We start from the raw sequence: 24,068 nt of genomic DNA, 5'->3' as shown, positions 1-24,068 counted from the left end.
AGGAGCCACCGAACATCGGCTTGCGGGGTGGCCAGGCCGCTGTCGGGCCGCCTGACTGCTGGTCACGCGGACGCCGCGTGATGCTCCCCCTTGCCGCTGCCGAGCCCCGGCGCACCCCGTCTCTCCCTCGCCAGGCAGGTGGTGGGCGTCGCGTTGAGGCGTCGGGCGGAGTCGGCGAGCCCCGGTGAACACCCGGTGAGAACTCACTGCACACGTTGATGTTTGGTGAAGAACGAAAAGATGCGCAGGGCCGTCCCACCGTTTCCGGGACTTACGCGGGATAGGTGTGCAGGCCACGAGATTCCTGGCGCCCCCTTTACTGCCGCTATACCTTCACCGGGCGGCGAACTGTCTAGTATTCAACTTCCGCGAGGCCGCTCGTTCATGGGCGGTGCGGAGGCGGAGATGGCGCATGACCGGTGTCCGAAAAATGATGTGCCGACTTTCCGCCATTCAGGACGGCGAACAGCTCATTTTCGCCGCCCGGAACAGTCCGTATCGACCGATCGTCCCTTGCTCCGCCGGCCGCACTCAGCGCCCCACCTGCACCGAAACCCTTCGGCCCGACGTTTCACACAACCCGAACGCGAGCCACGTGACAGGTGTATATCAGTCCTTCGCAGAGACGCTGTTGAACACGTAAACGCCACCGGTCACACTGAGGACCAGAAGCCGCCGTGGGCACGGGCAGTGCCTGATTCGTCGGCTCCAGGGTCTACTGCACGCCGATATCCGTCGTTCCCTCTACGCCCATGCGGGGTATTACACGTGTGCCCTCTTCCTGGAAAGCGATGACGTGACCCGAAAGCCATGGTCGGCCCCTGCCGGGAACCGGCCCTGGGGATATCTCCCCGACCCGTAAGGGGAATGGGCCCGCCTACGGGGCCGGCCCGTGGAGCGGGTGGCACGGCACCGGTGCTGCGACGGAGTGAGGGCGACATGTCCGGGACGGCCTCGTGGAGTGGGGTACGGAGCCGGTCGCGTCCGGGCCGGCGATGACACGGGCGCCGCGGGCGGACCTGCGGCCGACGGGCGCCGATGGGCGCTTCTCCCGATGTCCGGGAACCCTCGCGCGCTCCTGACCGGGTGAGCCTCCGGGCCGTGTCGCGCCCTTCGGTCCCCGGGCCGGGCGGCCTCTCCGCCATGGCCTACCGGCGCCCTCTTCGCGGCGCGCCCCCCGTTCTCGTCGAACGTGCGCCGATGCGGTCTCCGTGCACTCCCCGTATTTCTCTGCGAAAGGAAAGCAGCGTCATGGCTGTGGGAATCCATCACTTGAGGACGTTCCTCACGGCGGTCGACGAAGGCAGCATCTCGAAGGCCGCGACCCGTCTGTACGAGGCCCAGTCCGCGGTGTCGCGCAGACTCGCGGAGTTGGAGCGCCACGTGAAACAGACCCTGTTGGAACGCTCCGCGGAGGGGGTGCAGCCCACCGTGGCGGGAAAGATGTTCTGCGCAAAGGCGGATGCCGCCGTCACCGCCTTCGACGACGCCATGCACTTGGACCTGCACCGGGTGCGTGCCCTGAGAGTGGGGCATGCCTGGTCGGCGATCGGCGTGTACACCAGCGAGATACTGCGCCAGTGGAAGGAGGCGAACCCGGAGGTCCTGGTACGCCTGAAGCGGGTCGACGACCCTGCCGGCGGGCTCACCACCGGCCAGTCGGACGTGGCGATCATGCGCACGCACACCGGGCGGCGCAGTCTGCACGAGGAGTTGCTCGTCATGGAGCCCCGGGTCGTCGCGGTGCCCTCGCGCTGCCCGCTGATCGATCTGGACGAGGTGTTGCTGCGGGACCTGGCCGACTACCCGCTGGTGATCAACTCCTTCTCCGGAACCACCAACCTCGACCTGTGGGAGGAGGGCGGGCAACCCGTGGTGGCGGTGGAGGTGGACACGATCGACGACTGGCAGAGCTACATCGCCGCCGGCGTCGGGATCGGGGTGACCCCGGCCTCCACCGCCTGGATGCACCCGCATGCCGAGATCAGTTACCTCCCCCTGCGGGACGCGCCCGCGGTGCCGGTGTACCTGGTCTGGGCTTCCAACAATCGACATCCGGCGCTGAGCTCCTTCATCCAGTTGGCGCGGGACGTGGTCGCGGAGGGAACCGAGTAGGCCCGTACGCGTGCCGCCCCGCCGTCCCCGCGAGCGGGGGCGACGGGTGCGGGCCGCGTACGGTCAGACCCGCGACTTCGCGGGCTCCGCCTCCGGCTCCTCCTCCGACGCGGCCTCCGGTTCGTCGCTGATGGCTCCGACGTGCCGCAGCACGACGGCGGACAGCACCGACAGGACCACCGTGCACGCCGCGGCCACGATCATTGCCGTGTTCATGCCGGAGGTGGCGGCCTCCTTGGCGAGGTCGAGCCAGCCGGCGGGCATCTGCTGGGCCGAGGAGACGGCGCCGGCGAGGCTGTCGCCCGCGGCGTCTGCCACGTCCGTCGGCGTGCCGGCGGGGATCTCGTCGTCGATCTGGCCGCGGTAGATCGCGGTCGCCAGGCTGCCCAGGATCGCCACGCCCAGCGCGAGGCCCAGTTCCTGCACGGTCTCCGACATCGCCGAGGCCGAGCCCGCCTTCTCCGGCGGCGCCGCCCCGACCACCAGGTCCGTACCCAGGGCCGCGATCGCCCCGAGCCCGAGGTAGACGAGGCCGAATCCGACGACCATCAGGGCGATGCCGCCCGAGGAACCCACCAGGGCGAGCAGGACGTATCCGACCGTGGACAGCATCAGGGTGGCCGCCACCACGAGGCCCGGCGGCACCCGCCGCGCGACCAGGGGCGAGCCGATCGCGGCCAGGAACATCAGCAAGGCGGGCGGGCCCATCCACAGCCCCGCCTCGACCGGCGGCAGCCCCTCCACGAACTGGAGCTGCTGGGTGATCAGCAGCATCGAGCCGCCGACGCCGACGAGACCGATGAGCAGCACGCTCAGCGCGGAGCTGAAGGTCCGGTTGGCGAAGAGGCGCACATCCAGCAGCGGGCTCTCCAACTTGCCCTGCCTGCGGACGAACAGCACCGCGAAGACCACTCCGATCACCGTGGCGGCGATCATCGGCAGATCGAAGCCGTCCTTGGCGACGCGCTTCACCGCGTAGACCACCGGCAGGATCGCCAGCAGCGACAGCGCCACGCTGATCAGGTCGAACCTGCCGCTCTGCGGCGCCGAGTACTCGGGGATCAGGAGCGGCGCGGCCACCAGCAGCACGATCGCGACGGGCACCGCCAGGAGGAACACCGAACCCCACCAGAAGTGGTTCAGCATCACTCCGCCGACCACCGGGCCGAGCGCCATGCCGAGCGCGAAGCTCGTGGCCCAGACACCGATCGCCAGGGAGCGCTGCCGCTGGTTGGCGAACATGTTGCTGATCAGCGCCAGTGTGGACGGCATCAGCGTGGCACCGGCGACCCCGAGGGCCGCTCGCGCGGCGATGAGCATGTCGGCGCTGGTGGCGTAGGCCGCCAGCACCGAGACGATCCCGAAGGCCGCCGCCCCGATCATCAGCAGCCGACGGCGGCCGATCCGGTCACCCAGCGTACCCATGGTGAGCAGGAAACCGGCGATCAGGAACCCGTAGGCGTCCATGATCCACAGCTCTTGGGTACCGGACGGGCGCAGATCCTCGGCCAGTGAGGGAAGGGTCAGGTACAGCACGGTGACGTCGAGGCCCAGCAGCACGGTGGGCAACGAAAGGACGGCCAGCCCTCCCCACTCCCGGGCTCCCGCTCTGCCTGTGGTCGTTGTGCTCATGGCACTCCCTGCCTTTTTCTCGGATCGTCGACATGCGATCGCCACTGTGCCGCCCACCACGCACGGTTTCCTGAGGGTCGTTCGGCGATAGACTGCGGCCATGCGTTACGGGGTGCTCGGTCCGCTGGCCGTCTGGGACGCCGAGGGGCGGCTGATCAGGGTCCCCGAAGCGAAGGTGCGCGCCCTGCTGGCGAACCTGCTCGTCCACAATGGCGGGCCGGTGCCGGCGGACCGCCTCATCGAGGACCTGTGGGCGAGCAACCCGCCGGGCGGGTCCGCCAACACCCTGCAGACCAAGGTCTCCCAGCTGCGGCGGGTGCTGGGCCGGGAGCAGGTGGTCCGTGAGCCCGCCGGCTACCGGCTGCTGCTCGCGGACGCCGTGGTCGACGCACTGAGGTTCCAGGAGCTCGCCGACCGCGCCCGCGCCCACCGGGAGCCGGCGGTGAAGGCGGACCTGTTCGCGGACGCGCTCGCCCTGTGGCGGGGCCCGGCCTACGCGGACGTGGCCGAGTCCCTGTTCGCCCGCAGTGAGATCGCACGCTTGGAGGAGCTGCGCCTGGCCGTCGTCGAGGACCACGCCGAGGTCCGGCTGACCCTGGGCGAGCACACGGCGCTCGCGGCGGAACTGGGGGCAGTGGTGGCCCGGTACCCGCTGCGCGAGCGGCTGCGCATGGCCCACATGCGCGCCCTGTACCGCTCCGGGCGGCAGGGCGACGCGCTGCAGAGCTTCCAGGAGCTGCGCCGGGAGCTGGCCGAGGAGCTGGGCGCCTCGCCCGGTCCGGATGCCGCCGCGCTGCACGAGGCGATCCTGCGCCAGGAGCCGGAGCTGGCCACACCGGCGATCGGGTCGCGGTCGTGCCGGACGAACCTGCCCGCTCCGCTGACCCCGCTGATCGGCCGGCGCGAGGCGGCCGCACAGGTGCTGTCCCGGCTGGACCCCGGCGCGAGCACCCGTCTCGTCACCCTCACCGGCCTCGGCGGGGTGGGCAAGACGCGGCTGGCGATCGCCGCGGCGGGTGACGCGGCCGGGCGGTACGCCGACGGGGTGTGGCTGGTAGAGCTGGCCGGCCTGGGCGCCGCGTCCGACCCGGACGACATCGCCGAACGCGTCATCACGACGCTGGGCCTGTGCGACACGGCTGCGACCGAACCGGACCTGGACGACCTGGTGGGCTGGCTGTGCCAGGCGGTGGCCGACAAGCGGCTGCTGATCCTGCTGGACAACTGCGAGCACCTCGTCGAGCCGGTGGCCGTGCTCGCCAAGTCCCTGCTGTCGGCCGTGCCGGCGGCCCATCTCCTGCTCACCAGCCAGGAAGCCCTGGACATCCCCGGGGAGGTGGTGCACCCGGTGCCGCCGCTGGCGCTGCCGGCGCACACCGATCCGCGAGCGGTCGCCCGGTCCAGCGCCGTCGAGCTGTTCGTGCAGCGAGCCGCCGCGGCGGCGCCCGGCTTCGTCCTGGATGCGGACAACGCGGAGGCCGTCGCCACCATCTGCCGCCGCCTCGACGGGATTCCGCTCGCCCTCGAACTCGTCGCGTCCCGGCTGCGGACGCTGAGCCCGCAGGAGCTCGCCGCCCGGCTGGACGACCGGTTCGCCCGGCCCGACGTACGGGTGCGCGGGCTCCCGAGCCGCCAGCAGACGCTGCGGGGCATGCTCGACTGGAGCTGGCAGCTGCTGCCGCCGGACGAGCGCACCGTGCTGCGCCGCCTGGTCGTGCACGCCGACGGCTGCGTCATGCCCTCCGCCCAGGCGGTCTGCGCCGACGGGGAGCTGCCCGCCGAGCGGATCCCCGACCTGCTCTCCCGGCTGGTGGACCGCTCGCTGGTGGTCCGTGAGGGCGACCGGTTCCGGCTGCTCGAATCGGTGGCCGCCTACTGCGCCGAGCGGCTGGCGGAGGCGGAGGAGGAGAGCGCCGTACGCGCGCGCTTCGTGCGGTACTGCACCGAGTCGGCCGAGCGGGAGAGCGAGCGGCTGCGCGGCCCGGACCAGCGGTGCTCCCTGGAACGCCTCAACGCGGAGACCGTCAATCTGCGCCGCGCACTGGACCTCGCGGTCGCCCAGGACCCCGCCGGGTACGCGGTGCGGCTGGTGAACGCGCTTGCCTGGTACTGGTTCCTGCGCGGACGGTTCCCCGAGGCCCGCAGGTCGCTGCGGACGGCGCTGACGGCCGACGTCGGCGCCGAGCCGGCCGAGCGCCTGACGGCACGGGTCTGGCTGGCCGGTGTCGAGCTGCGCACCTCGCAGGCCGACGCCGTGCCCGGCCCGGCGGGCGAGGACCCCACCGCCGGGGTCGAGGACCCGGTGCTGAAGGCCCGGCTCCAGTGGTTCGTCGGCACCGGGCTGACCGGCCGCGGCCACCCCCGCGAGGGGCGGCGGCTGGTGGAGGCCAGCCTGGCCGGCGCCCGCGCCGCCCGGGACCGCTGGGGCCAGGCCGCGGCGCTGGTGGAGCTGGCGAGCCACGCCCCGGACCGGGACGGGTCGGCGGAGCTGGGCGCCGCGCTGTTCCGCGAGGTCGACGACCGCTGGGGTCAGCTCCGGGCCACCCGGTCCCTGGCGCTCGCGGCCGAACGCGAGGGCGACCGCGTACGGACCGAACGGCTGCACCGCGAGGGGCTCCTGATGGCCGAGGAGCTCGGCCTGTGGACCGAGGTCGTCGAGACGCTGACCTTCCTCGGCCGGGCCGCACTGACGAGCGGACTCACCGAGCGGGCGACGGAGCTGTACGAGCGCGCGCTGTCCGTTTCGGCCGAACGCGCCTACCACCGGGGCGAGATCCGTGCCGAGATCGGCCTCGGGCACGCCGCACGGCTCCGCGGCGACCGGGACGCCGCCACGTCCCATCTGAACCGCGCCCTGGCCAAGAGCCAGTCCTCGGAACACGCCACGCACGCCGCGGCCGCGCTGGCGGAACTGGACCTCGTCGCCCGGGCGTGACCGAATCCGCCGGGGCGTGGCCGACGCGTCTTCCGGGTGGGAGGGCCCCGCGCTCCGGTGGTCCGGCCCGCTCCGGCGGCGTGCGCCGGAGCGCGGGCGTATTCGTTCATGCTCCCTACTCGAATACGCCCTACTCGAATACGCCCTACTCGATTACGCAGTAGCCGCACCAACCCCTTCACCCTAGCCTGATCCGAGCCGTTATTTATTCGCGTACGAATGGCAGGCGAAGGAGTGGCTTTCCGTGGGGATAGCAGCTGAATTAGGGGCCCTCGGATTAACCGGCTACCAGCGCGACATCTGGGCGGCCGAAGCAAGGACACCGGGGAACTGCCAATTCAACGTACTGGTCCACGAGCGGCTGGCGGGGGCCGTGGACCGGGAGCTGCTCGGTGCCTGCCTGGCCCGTGCGGTGCGGGAGCACGACGCCTTCCGGCTGCGGTTCGGCGAGGACGACGAAGGGGTCCCCCGGGTCCGGCGGATCACGGAGGAGCCGGACGCCGGGGCGCCGCCCTTCGAGCACATCGACCTCTCCGGCGGGCCGGACCCCGCCGGGGCCGTGCGGATCTGGTACGAGCAGGAGCTGGGCCGGCCGCTGGACCTTGGGGGCGGCCCGCTGTTCCGGGCCGCCGTGGTCACCGAGGGGCCGGAGGCCGTCCACCTGGTGCTGACCTCGCACCACATCGTGACCGACGCCTGGGCCCTGAACGCGCTGACCTTGCGGATTCTCTCCGACTACCGATCGAACCTGTCCGGAAAAAACGTTCCGGCCGCCGGTGAAAAAGCAGCCGATTCGGCAGGGCGGACCGAATCCGCCTCATACTGGGATTCCATCCAGAAAAGCGACTCCGCCTTCGGCGATACGGACCGCGAGAATGACCGCGCGTTCTACCGAGAATATCTGACGGGCGTGGAGCCCGCTCTCTTCACACGTTCCGGCGCCGCCCGGCCCGGCCGCGGCCGGCACTCCTTCCCGGTCGGCGAGGAGCTGGTGCGGCGCATCCTCGACGCGGGCGCGTCCCCCTTCCCCTACCTGCTCTCGGCGTTCGCGGTGTGCCTCGGGCGCATGCACCAGGCCGACGAGGTCGTGTTCGGGGTGCCCTTCCTCAACCGCCGGACCGAAGGCGAACGCTCGATCGTGGGCCAGTTCGCCAACAATCTGCCGGTACGCATCCCGGTGGCGGAGGATCTGCCGCTGGTCGAACTCGCCGAGCGGGTCCGCCGACAGATCGACCGGCTCAGACAGCACGAACGGCTGCCGTACGGCGACATCCTCCGCGAGGCCCCCGTACAGGGCGCCGACGGCCGCCGACTCTTCGACGTCACCGCTTCCTACCTGCGCTTCCCCCGGCCGCAGGCGATCCCGGGAGTGGAGCGGACCACCACGATCATGGCCCCGGTCCACGCCGCCGACGCGCTCTCCGTCATGGTGCAGGCGTTCGACGACGAGCCGGGCCTGCGCGTCGACCTGGACTACGCCGACGACGTGTTCGACGGGCACCTCACGGCCGCGGCCCTCGCCGGGCACGTCGGGGAACTCCTCCGCCGCGGACTGGACTCCCGGGAGCTGCCGCTCGCGGAGCTGCCCATGATGACCGATGACGAGTACGAGGACGTCGTCCGCCGCCGCCAAGGCGCTCTCGCCCCCTACCCGCGCGGGAAGACGCTCCACCAGCTGTTCGCCGAACAGGCGGCGCGCACCCCAGATCTGACGGCCGTGATTGACGGCGCCTCCGGCGCCACGCTGACCTTCGCCGAGCTGGACCGGCGGTCCAACCAGGTGGCGCGGGTGCTGCGCGAGCGGGGCGCCGGCCCCGGCGACCGGGTGGCGATCCTCGCGGAGCGCGGCCCGGAGCTGCTGCCCGGTCTGCTCGGCATCCTCAAGGCGGGCGCCGCCTACGTACCCGTCGATCCCGGCTACCCGCCCTCCCGCGTCCGGCTGCTCCTGGAGGACTGCGGGGCGAAGCTGGTCCTGCGCGGTGCGCACGCGGCCGAGGACCTGCCCACCGGCGCCCCGGTGCTCCGGATCTCCGAGCTGTACCGGGGCTCCAGCCGGCCCCTCGGGCGCACCGCGGGCCCGCAGGACGTCGCGTACACCATCTACACCTCCGGCTCCACCGGGCGTCCCAAGGGCGTGCTGGTCGAGCACCACGCGGTGGGGAACAGGCTGACGTGGATGCAGCGCCGCTACCCCATCGGTCCGGGCGACACGCTCCTGCAGAAGACGCCCATCTCGTTCGACGTCTCGGTGTGGGAGCTGCTGTGGTGGGCCGTCCAGGGCGCTCGGGTGGTGCTGCTGCCGCCGGGAGCGGAGAAGGACCCGGAGCGGATCGCGCGCACGATACGCGACCACCGGGTGAGCGTGATCCACTTCGTGCCCTCGATGCTCGGCCCGTTCCTGGACCTGCTGGAGGACCACCCGGGGCCGGCCGCCGGGGTCGGCTCACTGCGCTCCGTCTTCTGCAGCGGGGAGGCCCTGCCCCCCGAGCGGGTCACCCAGTTCAACCGGATCTTCGACGGCGGTGACCGGCCCCGCCTGGTCAACCTCTACGGCCCCACCGAGGCCGCGGTCGACGTGACCTACTTCGACTGCCCGCCCGCGTCCGAGGGCCCCGTCACGCGGGTGCCCATCGGACGTCCCGTGGAGAACACCACGCTCTACGTGCTCGACCGGCACGGCCGCCCGCAGCCGGTCGGCGTCCCCGGCGAGCTGCACATCGGCGGCGTCCAGGTCGCCCGCGGCTACCTCGGCCGGCCCGAACTCACCGCCGAGCGCTTCGTCGAGGACCCCTTCGTCCCCGGCGGCCGCCTCTACCGGACCGGGGATCTGGCCCGGCTGCTGAACGACGGCAACCTGGAGTACCTCGGCCGGAACGACGACCAGGTGAAGATCCGCGGCAACCGGGTCGAGCTGGGCGAGGTGCAGAACGCGCTGGTCGCGCTGGACGCGATCCGCGACGCCGTGGTCGTCGACCACCGGCCCGGCGGCGGCCGGGGGCCGGTCCTCGTCGCCTACTGCACGGCCGACCGGGACCTCGATCCGGGCCGCCTGAGGGCGGCGCTCGGGAACGTGCTGCCCGCCTACATGATCCCGTCGTCCTTCGAGCGCCTCGACAGCCTCCCGCTCACGCCCAACGGCAAGGTGGACCGCAGGGCCCTGCCCGCCCCGTCCAGCGACGCGGCCGAGGCCACGGACAGCGCGCCGAGCACCCCCCGTGAGTCGGTGCTCGCCGGCATCTGGGCCCGGGTGCTCGGCGTCGACCGGGTCGGCGTCCACACGGACTACTTCGTGATCGGCGGCGACTCGATCAGCATGCTCCGGGTGCGGGCGCTCGCCGAGAAGGCGGGCATCCGGTTCACCACCGACGACTTCGTGCGCAACCCCACCGTGGCGGGGCTGGCCGCGTGCGCCGAGGACGCCGGTTCCGCCGTCCCGGCCGGCTCCGCGGCCCCGGCCCCCTTCGCCCTGGTCTCCCCGGTGGACCGGGCCCGTCTGGAGACGTACGAGGACGCCTACCCGATCACCCGCCTCCAGCTCGGCCTGCTGTTCCACAGCCGGGAGAAGGAGGACTCCGCGACGTACAAGGACGTCTTCCGCTACAGCCTGGCCATGCCGTGGCGGGAGCGGGAGTTCCGGACGGCCTTCGACCGACTCGTCGCACGCCATCCGGTGCTGCGGTCGTCGTTCGCCCTGGCCGGTCACGCCGAGCCGCTCCAGATCGTCCGCGCCTCCGCCGAGGGCGGGCTGAGCGTCCGCGATCTGAGGGAGGCTCCGGCCGCGGAGGCCGAGGCGGCCATCGACGAGCACATCGCCGCCCGGCGCCGGTACGACTACCGGTTCGACCACGCGCCGCTGTACCACTTCCGGGCGTTCGCCCTGCCCGACACGGTGGAGCTGGTCCTCAGCTTCCACCACGCCATCCTCGACGGCGGCAGCGTCGCCAACCTCGTCTCCGAACTCCTCCAGGACTACGGCCACCTGCTGGGCCTGGACCTGGAACCGGTGCCGGACACCGCGCCGCCCTCGGCCGCGCTGCATGTCGCCCAGGAGCGCGCGGCCATCGACACCAAGGCGGGCCGCGCCTACTGGCGGAACCTGCTGACCGACGCGACGCAGCCCCATCTGGAGAGCTTCCGTCCGCACGAGGCGCCGGGGACGGACGAGCGGGTGGAGTGCGACCTGCGGCTGCCCGCCGATCTCGTCGACACCCTGCGCGCCACCGCCGGTGACCGGCGGGTCCCGGTCAAGTCGGTCCTGTTCGCCGCGCACGTCCTGATGCTGCGGGCCTTCTCCGGCGAACGCGACGTCCTGACCGGTCTGGTGACCCACAGCCGGCCGGACGTCGAGGGCGCGGAGCGCACCTGCGGCCTCTTCCTCAACACCCTGCCCGTGCGGGTGGACACGGAGCGGGCCACCTGGTTCGACGTCGTGGGACGCGCCCTGGACCGGGAGCGGGAGAGCTATCCCCACCGGCGGGTGCCGCTGGCGGTCATCCAGGAGGACCTCGGCCGGACGTCGCTGGTCGACACCCTGTTCAACTTCATCCACTTCCGCCAGCTCGGGGAGGTCTTCCGGACCCCCGGGATCGCCAGCCGAGGCTTCGCGGTCCGGGAGGAGACGAACTTCTCCCTGGTCGTCAACGCCATGGTCGACCCGGTGGACGAGGGCATCCGGCTCCGTCTCGACTTCTCGGGGCAGTCGTTCACCCCCGCGCAGGCGCGGCTGTACACCGACACGTACGTGCGCATCCTGCGCAGGGTCGCCGAGGAGCCGGACGGCGCCGTGGAGTTCGGCTTCCTCGCTCCGGCGCCGGAGCCGCCGCGGACCGGGCGGCCGCCGGTCAACGTGGTCCGCGCCTTCGAGGAACGGGCACGCCGTGCCCCCGGGGCGCAGGCCGTGGTCTCCGAGGACCGGACGTGGACGTACGAGGAGCTGGACGGGGTCGCCACCCGGTTCGCCACGGGTCTGCTGGAGTCGGGAGTGCGCCCGGGCGACCGCGTCGGGCTCGCCATGGGCCGGGCGGCCGGGACCGTCGCCGCGTTCCTGGGCACCGCGAAGGCGGGGTGCTCGGCGATGCCGCTGGACACCGCCTATCCGGTGGACCGGCTGCGCGCCATGATCGAGCAGGGCCGCCCTGCCCGCGTGGTCGTGGACGCGGAGCACCGGGGCCTCGTGGAGGCCCTGGAGACCTCCGTACCCGTCCTCCCGTACGAGGCGCTGGCCGCCACCGGGCACACCGTCGAGCTGCCGGAGATCTCCGAGGACGACGAGGTGTACCTGCTGTTCACCTCGGGCTCGACGGGCCGTCCGAAGGGGGTGTCGGCGCCTCACCGGTCCCTGTCCAACCTGGTGGCCTGGCAGAACGGGATCGCCAGCACCGCCGAGGCCGCCCGCACGGTGCAGTACGCGCCGCTCAGCTTCGACGTCTCCTTCCAGGAGCTGTACGCCACGCTGGCCGGCGGCGGGACCCTGGTCGTCGTCACGGAGGCGCTGCGGCGTGACATGCCCGGTCTGCTGCGGCTGCTCGACCGGGAGCGCGTCGAACGCATGCACCTGCCGTACGTGGCCCTCCAGCAGTTGGCGGAGGCGTCGGTGACGCTCGGCCTGGTGCCCCGGAGCCTGCGGGTGCTGTGCTCGTCGGGCGAGCAGTTCCGCACGACGGACGAGATCCGCCGGTTCTGCGCCTCGCTCGGCGACGTGGTGCTCGACAACCACTACGGTCCCACCGAGACCCACGCCGCCGCCTTCCACGGGATGACCGGCGATCCCGCCGCGTTCCCCGCGCTGCCCCCGGTGGGACAGCCCATCCACGGGGCCAGGGTGCTGGTCCTGGACGAGGGGATGCGCCGGGTGCCGGTCGGCAGCCGGGGCGAGATCTACATCGGCGGCGCCGGCCTGGCCGACGGGTACGCGGGCCGGCCGGATCTGACCGAGGAGCGGTTCCTGCCCGCCCCGGACGGCGACGGGCTGGTCTACCGCACCGGGGACATCGGCATGGTCCTGCCAGGCGGGGACGTGGTCTGCCTGGGCCGCGCCGACCGGCAGGTCAAGATCCGGGGCTACCGGGTCGAGCCCGGGGAGATCGAACTGGTCGCCGCCGGGGCGGCGGGTGGTCCCGACGCGATCACCGACGTCGCCGTGATCGCCCGGCGCGACGAGGCGGGCGACACCTCCCTGGTCGCCTTCCTGGTCGGCGACGCCGAGCGTGCGGACCTGGACGAGCTGCGGCGCCGGCTGCGCGCGAAGCTGCCGGACTACATGGTGCCCGCGCACTTCGTCTGGCTGCCCGCCATCCCGCTCACCCCGAACGGCAAGCGGGACGATGCCGCACTCCAGCAGGTGCGGCCGGCCCGCACCGGGCCGGCCGGCCAGGTCGCCCCCCGGGACGACCACGAGCGGGTGCTGGCCGGGATGCTGGCCGACCTGCTGCACCTGCCGGACGTGGGGGTGCATGACAACCTGTTCGATCTCGGCGCCACGTCGATCACGGCGATGCGTCTGGTCGTCCTCATGGAGGAGCGGTTCGGCACCGCGATCCCCCTGTCGGACTTCATCGTGGCGCCGACCGTGGCCGAACTGGCCGGACGGCTCCGCTCGGCGGGCAGCACGACCGCCGGCTTCGACCCGCTGGTGGCGATCCGGCCGGAGGGCACCCGACCGCCGCTGTTCTTCGCGCACCCCATGGGCGGCAACGTGCTCTGCTACGTACCGTTCGCCAAGCAACTCCCGCCGGACCAGCCCTTCTACGCCTTCCAGGCCGCCGGGGCGGATGTCGGCACGGAGCCGGTGCGCGGGCTGGACCAGCTCGCGTCCGACTACATCGCGGCGATGCGCCGGGTCCAGCCGTCCGGCCCCTACCACCTCGGCGGCTGGTCCTTCGGCGGGTTCGTCGCCTTCGAGATGGCCCGCCAGCTGCACGCCGCGGGTGAGAGCGTCGCCTCCCTGGTCCTCCTGGACACGACGGCGCTCAACCCGGGGCGGCGGCCCTGGACCGACGACGAGGCCCTGCTCGGCTGGTTCTTCTGGGAACTGCTCTGGCTCCAGCACGGCAGCGCCACCGCCGGTGACCTCCTGCCGCCCGGGCTGGCCACGCTGGACGAGAAGTTCGCGTTCATGACCCGGCTGGCCATCGACGAGGGCGTTCTGCCCGCGGGCAGCGGCGACGCCGTGGTGCGGAGGCTGTTCAAGGTGTACGAGGCGAACTGGCGCTCCGCCTTCGACTACCGGCCCGGGGTCGTGGACTACGACGTGGTCCTCCTCCGGGCCCGCGATCCGCTGCCGGGCGTGCTGCTGGAGATGCACACCGCCATCGACAGCATGCACGCGGACGAGACCAACGGGTGGCGGGAGCGCACCTCCGGCCGCCTCACGGTGATCGACACCGAGGGCGACCACCTCACGATCATGGAAGAACCACGCGTGGCCGACGTCGTCGGCCCGGTACTCAGGGCCATGGGACTCCTCACGGGCGAAAGCGGGCAGCACTGACATGAGCAGCACACGAACAGCCATCGTCGTCGGCGCCGGGATCGGCGGACTGACCACGGCCATCGCGCTGCGGCGCGTCGGCTTCGACGTGGAAGTGTTCGAGCGGGCGCCGGAGATACGGGCGGCCGGCTTCGGACTCTCCGTGATGAGCAACGCCACGGCCGCGCTCGCCACCCTGGACATCGACCTCGGCCTGGAGAAGCGCGGCCGGGTCATGGAGACGTACCACGTCAAGGACTGGAAGGGCAGGCTGATACGGGAGTTCCCGTTCCCCGAGATCACCCGGCGCATCGGCGTCCCGTGCGTCTGCATCAGCCGCTCCGACCTGCTCGCCGCGCTCCTCGACCAGACGGCGGACATCCCGATCCGGATGAACGCCGCCGCCGACCGGTTCGAGGTGGAGGGCGACCGGGCGCGGGTGCACTTCACCGACGGCCGGGAGGCGGAGGCCGACCTCCTGGTGGGCGCCGACGGGTTCAACTCGGCCGTGCGGCGCCAGCTGACCGGACCGGACGAGCCCGTGCACGACAGCGGGTACATCGCGTGGCTCGGTATCACCGAGTACAGCCACCCCCGGTTCGCCCCCGGCTCCGTGGTCCACCTGTGGGGCGACGGGATGCGGTTCGGCCTGGTCGACATCGGCCGGGGCCGGCTCTACTGGTGGGGCACGAAGAACATGCCGTTCGAGGAGTCCAGCACCTGGGACGGCGGCAAGGCGGGGGTCCTCGACGCCTACTCCGGCTGGCCGGACGAGGTCCGGGAGGCGATCCGGGTGACCCCGGCGGAGGACCTGCTGACGCTGAACACCCGGGACCGGGCGTTCCTCCAGCCCTGGGGCACGGGGCCGGTGACCCTGCTGGGGGACGCCGCCCACCCCATGCTCACCAGCCTCGGCCAGGGCTCCGCCATGGCGATGGAGGACGCCGCGGTCCTGGCCCAGCACCTGCGGCACGCCCCTGACGTGCCCCGGGGGCTGCGCGGCTACGAGTCGGCGCGGTACGAACGCACCCGGACGATGGTGGAGGCCACCCGCGCCATCAGCGAGTTCGAGCAGTCGCAGGGCCCGGTACGCCGCCGGGTCCGGGACGGCTACTTCCGGTGGATGCCCCACCGGAAGCTGGTGGGCAAGCTCGAACCGGCGCTGACCTTCCCGGGCGCCGGCCTTCCCGCCGGCGCGGGCGGGGAGGCGGGCCGATGAGCCGGAACACGGTACGCGGACCGCGCGGCGGGAGCACCCCGCCGCACGGCGCGGTCGTCGTCACGGGCGCCTCCTCGGGGCTGGGCCGCGAGTGCGCCCTGGAGCTGGAGCACCGGGGCTTCCAGGTGCTCGCCGGGGTCCGCCGGGAGGAGGACGGCGAGAAGCTGCTCACCGAGTCGCAGCACGGCAGGCTCCGCTACGCCGTCATCGACATCACCGACGACGCGTCCGTACGGGCCTCGGCCGAACTCGTCGAACACCGCTACGGCGGGCTGCGGGGCCTGGTGAACAACGCCGGGATCTGCGTACCGGGCCCGCTGGAGTGCATCGACGGCGACCAGTTCCGCCGGCAGCTCGACGTCAACGTGGTCGGGCACCTCGCGATGATCCGGGCCCATCTCCCGCTGCTGCGCCGGTCGAACGGCCGGATCGTCAACGTCACGTCCGGCCTGGGCAAGGCCGCGGTCCCCTTCCTCGGGGCCTACTCCGCCGCCCAGTTCGCCAAGGAAGCGCTCAGCGACGCCCTGCGGCGCGAGCTGGGGCCCACCGGCGTACGCGTCTCGGTGGTGGCGCCGGGAGCCATTCTCACGCCGATCTGGACCAAGGTGTCGCAGGCGGGCGAACGGGCGCTGGCGGATGCCGCCCCCTCGGTCGCCGATCTCTACCGGTCCGCCCTCCAGGGGTTCCTGGAGGGCAACGCGCAGGGGGCGATGGCGAGCAGGACCACCCCGGAGGACTTCGCCCGCACGGTCCTGCGCGCCCTGACCGACGTACGCCCCCGGGCGCGCTACTGGGTGGGGACGGACGCCCGCCGGATGGCCCGGATGGCGCGGCTGCTTCCCGACCCGCTGCTCGACCGCCGGTTCCGGGCGATCACCGCCCTGGTGGGCACGCCCGGCGGCAGGGACACAGGCCGGTAACCGCGGCAGACCCGGGGCGACTGCGTATTCGCGTAGTACCGGGCGGATATGCCTGTACGCGCCCCGCGCCCCTGGCTAGCGTACGCAGCGTCGCACGGCACGGAAGAAAAGCCCGGCCGGATTTCCGCACGGCCGGCGAACCCGCCGGAACGGCCCCGTGAAAACGCCTGGCCCATTCACGCTCTGGGGAGAAGGAATGGTTACGGAGCGAGATTTCAAGGATTTCATGGCCGATGTCTGCACCCCGGTGGCGGTGGTCACGGCGATGGCGGACGGGCTGCCCCACGGCACGACCGTCGGCTCGCTCACCTCGCTGTCGCTGCGGCCGCCCATGGTGACCGTCGCGCTGGAGCAGCGCTCCCGGCTGCTGCCGAAGATCCTGCGGTCCGAGCGGTTCGGCGTGAACCTGCTCGGGGCCGGACAGGCGGACGTGGCCGGGGCGTTCGCCTCCTCGGCCGCCGACCGGTTCGACCGGGCCGACTGGTGCCCGGACGACGGCCTCCCGCGTCTGCGCAAGGCCCCGGGGTGGCTCGTGTGCGAGCTCCAGCGGTACGTCCCCGGCGGGGACCACCTGCTGCTGCTCGGACTGGTGACCCGGGTCTCCGGAACCCGGGGCGCCGCCCCGCTCGTCTACGGCCGCCGGACGTTCGGCACGCATTCCGCGGCAGCACCGACGCATACCCGTTCCCTCACCGACCACATCGCGGCATTCGCCCACTGAGACGGAGATTTCCATGGCCGACACCCGGACCGAGAACGAACTCCATTCCTCGGAATCGTCCGAGCTGCTCCGCACCGCAAGGGAACTCGTCCCGCTTCTCGCCCGCAATGCCGAGCAGGGGGAGCGCGACCGCCGGCTGACCGATGAATCCGTCAAATCCCTCACCGCCGGCGGCATGTTCCGGCTGGCCGTGCCGAAGCGGTACGGCGGCCACGAGGTGTCCCTGCGCACCCTGGTCGACGTGTCCGCGACCCTCGCCGAGGGGGACGGCAGCGCCTCGTGGGTGGTCGGGGTCGGCAGCTCGCTGGCCTGGGTCACCAGCCTCTTCCCGGAGCAGGCCCAGGACGAGGTGTTCGGGGCCGACCCCGACACCCGGATCTCCGGCGTGCTGACGCCCAGCGCGACCGCCGAGCGGGTCGACGGCGGCTACCGGGTCTCCGGCCGCTGGCACTACGCCTCGGGCTCCTGGCACGCCGGCTGGTCCGTGATCGGCTTCCCGGTCCCTGACTCCACCGGGCAGATCGTCGACCAGGGCATCGCCCTGATCCCCGCCGCCGACTACACGGTGGAGGACACCTGGTTCGTCGCCGGGATGCGCGCGACCGGCAGCAACTGCCTGGTGGCCCAGGACATCTTCGTACCGGACCACCGGGTGGTGTCGGTGCCGAAGGCGATGGCCGGCGACTACCCGGTGCAGCGGTCCGGCGGACCCCACCCCCGCTCCGCCTTCGTGCAGTTCCTCACCGCCGCCCCCCTGGTGGCCCCCCAGCTCGGGCTGGGCCGTGCGGCGCTGGAGCTGGTCAGGAGCAAGTCCGCCGAGAAGGCCATCACGTTCACCTACTTCGAGAAGCAGCGCGACTCGACGGCCTTCCAACTGCGGGTCGCCGATGCGGCGCAGAAGATCGACACCGCTCACCTCCACGTCCACCGCGCCACCGCGGACATCGACGGCGCGGCGCGGCGCGGCGAGGCCCTGGATCCGCTCCAGCGCATCCAGGCGCGGGCGGACCTCAGCGGGGCGATCGGGCACATCACCGAGGCGATCGACATCCTGCTGACCGCGTACGGCGCGGCCGGCTTCGCCGAGACCAACCCGCTCCAGCGGATCTGGCGGGACTCGGCCGTGAGCGCCCGGCACGCCATCCTCCAGCCCTCGATGATCAAGGAAATGTACGGCAAGGCCCTGCTGGGCGTGGAGGAGCAGATCTCTCCACTGGTCTGACGCGGACAGCCCGCCAGGCGGAACACCTCGTGAAGGAGTCGGACATGGCCGCACACACGTACGGAACGAAAGAGGCGAACTGGCAGCAGTTCGCGGACACCCGCATCTACATCGGCGACCTGGCCGACGACGGCGTCCCGAAGTCGATGGGGGCGGGCTTCGCCTGCCTGCACCCCGGCGATGTCATGGAATGGGTGCCCAGCTACGACGAGTTCATCGTCGTGCTGACCGGCCGGTTCGCCGTGGACTTCGAAGGAGGCTCGGTGAGCGCCGGCCCGCACGAGATGGTGTGGGTGGAGCAGGGCGAGCCCGTCGCCTTCCGGGCCGACGGCGAGAAGGTCCTGATCGCCTTCGGCACCAACCCGCCCTGGCAGACCACCCCGGAGACCCGGGCGAGCGCGGGCATGTTCCGGCCGCTCTCCGCGTCGCCGGTCGACTGACCGGGGACGCCCGTGTCCACGACCTCCGGGGCGGTCCGGCGGGAACTGAGCCCGCTGGAGCGCTGGTACTGGATAGCCGACCAGATCTCACCGCTGAACGTCGTCGGACGGGTCCGCCTGCACGGGCCCGTCTCCCGCGCCTCGCTGCGCACCGCCCTGGACGGACTCCAGGCCCGCCACCCGCTGCTGCGGGTGGCGGTCGAGGCCGACCCGACGGGCCGGCACCCGCGCTTCGTCGCGGTGGACGACCGTCCTATCCCGCTCGACCACCGGACCCTCGGTTCGCCGGAGGCCGTGGAGGACGGCTGGCAGCGCGTCGTGGACGAGGAACTCGTCAACGGCCGCATCGACCCGCAGGCCGGCCCGCTCGCCACGGCCGTCGTCCTCAGCGGCCCCGGGCCGGACGGCGAGGTGCACGACCTGATCCTGAGCCTGCTGCACGTCATCGCGGACGGGACCACGCTCATCTCGCTGCTGCGGCAGTGGGCGGAGCTGGCCGTCGGCGGCACCGTGGAACCGCGTACGGTGCTGCCCCCGGCCGAGGAACTGTTCCCGCCCGAGCACCGCGGCGCCGCGGGGCAGGTACGGGCGAAGGCGAAGGCCGACCGCGACGAGGGCGACCTCGAACGGCTGCGCCCCCGCCGGGTGGACGCGGACCGGCCGGTGCCCTTCGAGGAGCGCCGCACCCGGTTCCTCCACCGGTCGCTGGAAGGCCCGGCGCTGGACCGGCTCGCCCGCGCCTGCCGGGCCCGCGGGGTCACCGTTCACGGGGTGCTCGCCGCCGCGATGGTGCGGGCGCTCGCCGTGGACGCCGGGGCCGACGAGGGAGCCTGGTACTCGATCGGCTCCCCGGTCGACTTCCGGGGCGACCTGGAGCCGGCGGTGGGCCCCGACGACGTGGGCAGTTACGTGGCGACGATCCCCACCCTCGTCGAGCACCGGGCGGACCGCCCGCTGTGGGAGACGGCCCGGGAGATCAGCGCCGACCTCAAGGCGCGCAAGGCTCGGGGCGAGCAGTTCTCCATGATCAACGGGATCGGCGGGACCGGGCCGCAGAACCTGGCCGAGAGCCTGCCGTTCGTGCGGCATCTGGACGAGAAGGGGCCGATCAACTTCTGCCTCTCCAACATCGGCAGGTTCCCGTTCCCGGACACCATCGGGCCGCTGCGGGCGTCCGGCGCCCAGTTCATCGCCTCGCTCTCGGTGGTGGGCGCGTTCGTCGCCACCGTCAACTCCACCCACCACCAGCTCGCCTGGAACTTCACCTACGCCCAGGGGATCGTCCGGGACGACCGCGCGGAGCGGCTCGCCGACAGCTGCGTGGAGCTCGTCCTCGCCCTCGTACGAGCGGGCGACTGAAGCCCGTCACGAACCGCAAGGGAGCACCTTCCGATGGAATCACCGCCCCACCCGCCCACCGAGTCCCCGGTCTTCCGGCCCGCCTCCGAGCTGCGCGACCTGATCCGCGACAAGGAACTGTCCGCCCTCGAGGTCACCGAAGCGGTCCTCGGCCGCCTGGCGGAGGTGAACCCCCGGCTGAACGCGGTGACCGCCGTACGGGCGGAGGGCGCGCTCGCCGACGCCCGTGCCGCGGACGCCCTGCCGCCGGAGGAACGGGGCCCGCTGCACGGGGTCCCGTTCACCGTCAAGGACGCCCACGAGTCGGCCCACCTGCCGACCTCCTACGGGTCGCGGCCCTTCACCGGCTACCGGCCCGCCTTCGACAGCGAGGTGGTCGCCCGGCTGCGGCGGGCGGGCGGCATCCTCGTCGGCACCACCAACATGCCGGAGTTCGGGCTGCGGATCACGACGGACAACCGGGCCTTCCCGGCCACCCGCAACCCGTGGAACACCGAGCACAGCCCGGCGGGCTCCAGCGGCGGCGCGGCCGCCGCCGTGGCCGCCGGCATCGGCCCGCTCGCCCTGGCCGCCGACGGGGCCGGCTCCGTGCGGGCCCCCGCGTCCGCCTGCGGCGTCGTGGGGCTCAAACCCACCCGCGGCCGGATCCCGTGGGCGCCCGCCTCCCAGGAGCAGTGGGCGGGTTACGTCAGCAACGGCCCGATGGCCCGTACGGTCGGCGACACGGCCCTGATGCTCGACGTGATGGCGGGCCCGTCCGTCGGGGAACCGTACGGGCTGCCCGCGCGCTCCACCCCCTTCCTCGCACCCGGGGCGCGGCCGCCGCGGCGGCCGCGCGTGGCCTACACGTGCACACCGCCGCACGGCACGGTCGTCCCCGCGGTGCGGGAGGTGTTCGAGCGGGCGGTGTCGGCCTTCGGCGAGCTGGACGTCGAGCTGGTCGAGGACGCCCCCGACCTCGGCGGACTCCTGGACCCGCTGCTGACGGTCATCGCCACGAACGTGGCCACCATGGTCCGCGGCATACCGCCCGGGGAGCTGGCCGAGCTGGAGTCGACGAGCCTCGATATCGCCCTGCGCGGCGAACGGCTCGGCGCGGTCGACTACTGCGCCGCCCTGGCGGCCGCCCAGCGGCGGGCGGCCGAGGTGCTGGGCTTCTGGACCCGGTACGACGTCCTGCTCACCCCCACGCTCACCGTGCTCCCGCCGGTCCTCGGGGCGGTTCCCGAGGGCACGGGGTTCGAGGAGCGGTGGCGCGAGTACGCCGACTGGCTGGCCTTCGCCTACCCCTTCAACATCACCGGCCAGCCGGCGCTCTCGGTGCCCGCAGGGGTGGCCGCGGGGGGCCTGCCGGTCGGCGTCCAGCTCGTCGGCGCCCCCGGGGCCGAGGACCGGCTGCTAGAGCTGGCCGCCGCATTCGAAGGCGCCCGGCCGTGGGCGCACGCGCGGCCCCGGCTCGGGTGACTCCTCGGACGGGTCGTTCCAGCCGGTCTCCCGCAGCAGGGCGATGCGGGAGTTGACCCCGGTCTTCTGGAACAGCTTCTTCAGGTGGTAGTTGACGGTGTGGGGCGAGATCCCCAGCCGCCGGGCCATCTGCTTGTTGGTCAGCCCTTCGGCGACCAGCTGCACGATCCGGCTCTCCTGGTCGTTGAGGTCCGGCGGCCCGGCCGGCACCGCCGGCCTGGCCGCCGGACGCGGGCCCTGCCGGCAGTCGGCCGCCTGGCGGCGCAGCGCCTGCCTCAGCGGGACCGGCACCGAGTCGACGACGAGCCGCCACAGCAGCTCGTTGCGGAAGCGGACCTGGGTGCTGCCGACCGCCAGCATGCCGGTGCTGATCAGCCGGTCCAGGGCGAGCAGCAGGGCGGAAGGCGGCACCTGGAGGATCGACAGCAGGTCGTCGACCGTGCTCTCCCTGCCGAGGACGGCCGCCACCCGCAGCAGCTGGCGGCACTCGTCCGGGAAGTCCAGGAGCATCGACTGCAGGAGCACCCGCAGCCGGCGCGGGATGCGGTCCTCGACCAGCTGCGCCTCGTGGGCCCCCACCCGGAGCGACTGCTCCTCGCGCATCCCCTCCACCAGCTCCACCAGCAGTTTCGGATGCCCGCCCGCGCCCAGCAGGACGCGGGCGAGCGGCGCGGAGGGCGCAACCCCCAGCAGGTCGGCGGCGACCTGGAGGGCGGCCGGGGGACGCAACGCGTCGAGGCGGATCCGCGCGTGGTGCCCGGTGGGACAGACGGCCAGCGGGCCGGTACCCCCCGGCCCGGCGCCCCGGCGGCGCGCCACCAGCCGGACCAGCGCCCGGTCGCCGTACGGGGCGTGCCGCCGGGCGAGCAGGGTCTCGCCCGGCTCTTCCGCCAGGAAGTGCGGGTCGTCCAGAACGATCAGCCGGGGCCCGTCGGCCGGCCCGGGATGCCCGGACCGGGGGCCCGTCACATAGCCGAGCTGCCGCGCCAGGGCCGCGCACTCGTCGAGGAACCGGGTCCGGCCGGAGCCGGGCGGCCCCTCGACCGTCACGAGGGCGCAGCCGCCGTCGGCGCCGAACTCCAGGGCCTGCCGCGCGCGGGCCATCTCCTCCTCACGCCCGCGCAGCGGCAGGCGCGGCGGGGCGGGGGTGAGGGGTGTGACCCGCGTGGCGGGCGGCGACGCCAGCTGACCCGCGGTGGTTCCGGTCATCGGGCAGCGTCCTTTCCGGCGTGCTTCACGGGCCGCGGCGCGGGCGCCGGGACCGGCTCGGCGTCGAGCGGGAAGCGGCTCAGCAGGGGGCCCGTCATCAGGGTGGTGAGCAGGGCCATCACGACCATCGCCGTGAACAGCCGGCTGTCGAGCGCACCCAGGCTCAACCCCACGTTGAGGACGACGAGTTCGGTCAGTCCGCGGGCGTTGAGCAGGATGCCCAGCACGGTGGCCTCGCGGCCGCCGGAGCCGGAGATCCGGGCGGCGCCCATGGCGCCGAGGAACTTGCCCGCGCACGCCACCGCGACGGTCGCGAGGACCATGACGAGTCCTTGGGCGCCGAGCCCGGCGAGGTCCACGGAGAGCCCGGTGACGGTGAAGAACACCGGGAGCAGCAGCAGGCTCGTCTGGTCGATGCGCTCCGGCACCTCGGGGGCGGTCGCGTCGATGTGGCGGCGGGGCGCGACGGCCCCGAACAGGAAGGCGCCGAACACCGCGTGCAGGCCGATCTCGTCGGTGATCCACGCGCTGGCCAGCAGCCCGGAGCAGAGCACGACGTGGACGGTCGGCGTGTTGCCGGCCCAGGACCGCTGCGGGGCCAGCAGCCAGGCCAGGGCCGGCCGCACCAGGAGGATCAGCACGAGGCCGAAGGCCAGGGCGCCGCCGATGGTCCGGCCGAGCGACCACAGGCCGCTGACGCTGACGACGGTGACGACGGCGGCCAGCACGGTCCAGGCGATCACGTCCTGGATGGCGGCGCTGACCAGGGCCACCGCGCCCACCCGGTGTTTCTGCAGGCCCCGTTCGATGATGATCCTGGCGAGCACGGGGAAGGCCGTGATGGACATCGCGGCGCCGAGGAACAGCGCGGGGCCGAGCATCCCGTCCGTCTTCAGCTGCGACTTGTCGAGCCACGGGTAGAGCAGCACGGCGAGCGCGGCGCCCATGACGAACGGCAGCGCCACCGAGCTGAACGACACCAGGGCGATGTGCCGTCCGACGCCCTTCACGTGCGACAGGCTCAGTTGGTAGCCGACCCCGAACATGAAGAGCACCAGGCCCAGTTGGGCGAGGACGTCCAGATACGGGCGGGCCGCCGGGGGGAACAGCAGTCCGGGCAGATCGCCGGGCAGCAGCCCGAGCAGACTCGGCCCCAGGGCTATTCCGGCGACGATCTCGCCCATCACCGCGGGCTGGCGGACCCGTTTGGCCGCGGTGGAGAACAGGAACGCGGCGATCAGCACCAGGGCCACGCCCACCAGGACGATCCCGGTGACGCCGGCGCCCTCTCCCGCGCTGAGGGCCGGACCGTGCAGGGCCGGACCGTGCGTCGACATGCTTGGCCTCTTCCTTCTCGAAAAAAG

General features: G+C 72.8%; 13 protein-coding genes. 10 read left to right on the top strand and 3 right to left on the bottom strand.

Going from position 1 to position 24,068, the window contains the following annotated elements; all coding sequences use genetic code 11:
• Window positions 1–1,251: 1,251 nt before the first annotated feature.
• Window positions 1,252–2,115, top strand: coding sequence for a LysR family transcriptional regulator (locus AB0F29_RS00910; RefSeq protein WP_361866451.1), 864 nt, complete (start codon window positions 1,252–1,254; stop codon window positions 2,113–2,115).
• Window positions 2,116–2,178: 63 nt separating this feature from the next.
• On the opposite strand, the gene AB0F29_RS00905 is transcribed toward AB0F29_RS00910, so the two are convergent.
• Entirely contained in the window at window positions 2,179–3,747 is a 1,569-nt protein-coding gene (locus AB0F29_RS00905; RefSeq protein ID WP_361866450.1) for an MFS transporter, read from the bottom strand.
• A 100-nt stretch (window positions 3,748–3,847) separates the two neighbouring features.
• Here AB0F29_RS00905 and AB0F29_RS00900 point away from each other — a divergent pair, with 100 nt between their 5' ends.
• The 9 genes from AB0F29_RS00900 (at window position 3,848) to AB0F29_RS00860 (ending at window position 21,495) form a co-directional block, all read left to right on the top strand.
• Window positions 3,848–6,682, top strand: coding sequence for a BTAD domain-containing putative transcriptional regulator (locus AB0F29_RS00900; RefSeq protein WP_361866448.1), 2,835 nt, complete (start codon window positions 3,848–3,850; stop codon window positions 6,680–6,682).
• 244 nt (window positions 6,683–6,926) lie between these two features.
• Window positions 6,927–14,171 carry an amino acid adenylation domain-containing protein gene (locus AB0F29_RS00895; RefSeq protein ID WP_361866447.1) on the top strand — a complete coding sequence of 2,415 codons (7,245 nt, stop codon included), beginning with the start codon at window positions 6,927–6,929 and terminating at the stop codon, window positions 14,169–14,171.
• A gap of 1 nt (window position 14,172) precedes the next feature.
• Window positions 14,173–15,369 carry an FAD-dependent monooxygenase gene (locus tag AB0F29_RS00890; RefSeq protein ID WP_361866446.1) on the top strand — a complete coding sequence of 399 codons (1,197 nt, stop codon included), beginning with the start codon at window positions 14,173–14,175 and terminating at the stop codon, window positions 15,367–15,369.
• A complete protein-coding gene (locus tag AB0F29_RS00885) occupies window positions 15,366–16,289 on the top strand; it encodes an SDR family oxidoreductase (protein ID WP_361866444.1) in 924 nt (307 codons plus the stop codon). The genes AB0F29_RS00890 and AB0F29_RS00885 overlap by 4 nt, the downstream gene beginning before the upstream one ends.
• Before the next feature lie 196 nt (window positions 16,290–16,485).
• Window positions 16,486–17,010, top strand: a complete 525-nt coding sequence (locus AB0F29_RS00880; protein WP_361866443.1) for a flavin reductase family protein — start codon at window positions 16,486–16,488, stop codon at window positions 17,008–17,010.
• A gap of 13 nt (window positions 17,011–17,023) precedes the next feature.
• Window positions 17,024–18,232 carry an acyl-CoA dehydrogenase family protein gene (locus AB0F29_RS00875; protein ID WP_361866441.1) on the top strand — a complete coding sequence of 403 codons (1,209 nt, stop codon included), beginning with the start codon at window positions 17,024–17,026 and terminating at the stop codon, window positions 18,230–18,232.
• A gap of 44 nt (window positions 18,233–18,276) precedes the next feature.
• A complete protein-coding gene (locus AB0F29_RS00870; RefSeq protein ID WP_361866439.1) occupies window positions 18,277–18,672 on the top strand; it encodes a hypothetical protein in 396 nt (131 codons plus the stop codon).
• A 12-nt stretch (window positions 18,673–18,684) separates the two neighbouring features.
• Window positions 18,685–20,031 carry a short-chain dehydrogenase gene (locus tag AB0F29_RS00865; protein ID WP_361866438.1) on the top strand — a complete coding sequence of 449 codons (1,347 nt, stop codon included), beginning with the start codon at window positions 18,685–18,687 and terminating at the stop codon, window positions 20,029–20,031.
• Between the two features lie 33 nt (window positions 20,032–20,064).
• A complete protein-coding gene (locus AB0F29_RS00860) occupies window positions 20,065–21,495 on the top strand; it encodes an amidase family protein (protein WP_361866437.1) in 1,431 nt (476 codons plus the stop codon).
• On the opposite strand, the gene AB0F29_RS00855 is transcribed toward AB0F29_RS00860, so the two are convergent.
• Together AB0F29_RS00855 and AB0F29_RS00850 are read right to left on the bottom strand one after the other, a co-directional pair.
• Entirely contained in the window at window positions 21,430–22,704 is a 1,275-nt protein-coding gene (locus AB0F29_RS00855; RefSeq protein WP_361866435.1) for a LuxR C-terminal-related transcriptional regulator, read from the bottom strand. The genes AB0F29_RS00860 and AB0F29_RS00855 overlap by 66 nt on opposite strands.
• On the bottom strand, window positions 22,701–24,041 hold the full coding sequence (locus AB0F29_RS00850; RefSeq protein WP_361866434.1) for a cation:proton antiporter: 1,341 nt from the start codon (window positions 24,039–24,041) through the stop codon (window positions 22,701–22,703). The genes AB0F29_RS00855 and AB0F29_RS00850 overlap by 4 nt, the downstream gene beginning before the upstream one ends.
• Window positions 24,042–24,068: the final 27 nt, after the last annotated feature.

It is taken from the genome of Streptomyces sp. NPDC026589, from assembly GCF_040638385.1.
In the GTDB taxonomy this organism is placed as follows: Bacteria; Actinomycetota; Actinomycetes; order Streptomycetales; family Streptomycetaceae; genus Streptomyces.
The sequence above is the reverse complement of the archived record's forward strand: the minus strand, read 5'-3'. Positions and strand labels throughout refer to the sequence as shown.